This window comes from Ruegeria sp. THAF57, assembly GCF_903914075.1.
GTDB lineage: Bacteria > Pseudomonadota > Alphaproteobacteria > Rhodobacterales > Rhodobacteraceae > Ruegeria.
In genome coordinates, this window is record NZ_CAIWNQ010000018.1 from 1 (window position 1) to 1,618 (window position 1,618).

At 61.2% G+C, this 1,618-nt stretch carries 1 protein-coding gene; it reads left to right on the forward strand.

From position 1 onward, the window contains the following. Positions 1-118 precede the first annotated feature (118 nt). Positions 119-1,618: a CoA-acylating methylmalonate-semialdehyde dehydrogenase gene (locus RUESEDTHA_RS20750; protein ID WP_180888494.1), complete on the forward strand. Its 1,500-nt coding sequence runs from the start codon at positions 119-121 to the stop codon at positions 1,616-1,618.

Consider the following 1,618-nt stretch of genomic DNA (forward strand, 5'->3'; position numbering starts at 1 on the left):
ATACGGATGTCGGAGATGGGTCTCATATTAATTTTGTTTATATCATGTGACTCGATTAGTCATTGGATTTGTTTGCGCTGGTTTTGGCAGATTGGGCCAACTCAAGGAGGAGGCATCCATGACGACGAGTGCAATTGGCCATTACATCAATGGCGAGGTGTATGCCGGCGCGCGCACCAATACCCAGGACGTATTCAACCCGGCGACGGGGGCTCTGACGGGGCAGGTTGACCTGGCCTCGGTGGCGGATGTGGACAAGGCGGTTGCTGCGGCCAAGGCGGCCTTTCCGGCATGGTCGAACGTGCCTCCGATCCGCCGCGCGCGTCTGATGAACAAGTTTCTGAACCTGCTGAACGAACACAAGGACGAGCTGGCCCGCGCGATCACCGCCGAGCACGGCAAGGTCTTCACCGACGCCCGCGGCGAGGTTGAGCGCGGCATTGATATCGTCGAGTTCGCCTGTGGCATCCCGCAGCTGCTCAAGGGGGATTTCACCGATCAGGTCTCGACCGGGATCGACAACTGGACCCTGCGCCAGCCGCTGGGTGTGGTGGCGGGTGTGACCCCGTTCAACTTCCCGGTGATGGTGCCGATGTGGATGTTCCCGGTGGCGATTGCGGCGGGCAACACCTTTGTCTTGAAGCCCTCGCCGACCGACCCGACACCGTCGCTGATGTATGCCGAGCTGATGAAAGAGGCCGGCTTCCCCGATGGTGTCTTCAACGTGGTGCAGGGTGACAAGGTGGCCGTGGACGCGCTGCTGGAGCATCCGGACGTGCAGGCAATTTCCTTTGTCGGCTCGACCCCGATTGCGAATTACATCTACGAGACCGGCGCCCGTCACGGCAAGCGCGTGCAGGCGCTGGGTGGGGCCAAGAACCACATGCTGGTGATGCCCGACGCCGATCTGGACAAGGCCGTCGATGCGCTGATGGGCGCGGCTTATGGCTCGGCCGGTGAGCGCTGCATGGCAATCTCGGTGGCCACTCTGGTCGGCGATGTGGCCGACAAGATCGTGCCGATGATCAAGGAGCGCCTGGCCTCGCTGAAGGTCAAGAACGGGGTCGAGATGGACGCCGAGATGGGCCCGATCGTCACCAAAGCCGCGCATGAGCGGATCACCGGCTATATCGCCAAAGGCGTTGAAGAGGGCGCTGATCTGGTGGTCGATGGCCGGGGTTACACGGTTGAGGGTCACGAGGATGGCTATTGGATGGGCGGCACGCTGTTCGACAATGTCACCAAGGATATGACCATTTACCGCGAGGAAATCTTTGGTCCGGTTCTGTCCTGCATCCGCGTCGACAGCTTTGCCGAGGGCGTGCAGCTGATCAACGACCACGAGTTCGGCAATGGTGTGAGCATCTTCACCCGCGACGGCAACGCCGCGCGCGAGTTCGGGCGTCAGATTCAGGTGGGCATGGTCGGAGTGAACGTGCCGATCCCGGTGCCGATGGCCTGGCACGGCTTTGGCGGCTGGAAGAAGAGCCTGTTCGGTGACACCCACGCCTACGGCGAAGAGGGCGTGCGCTTTTACACCAAGCAGAAATCCATCATGCAGCGCTGGCCCGAAAGCATCTCGAAAGGCGCTGAGTTCACTATGCCCGTCGCGCGTTGA

Coding starts and splice junctions, on each gene's coding strand:
- RUESEDTHA_RS20750 (WP_180888494.1), top strand. CDS start 119: ATGACGACGAGTGCAATTGGCCATTACATCAATGGCGAGGTGTATGCC.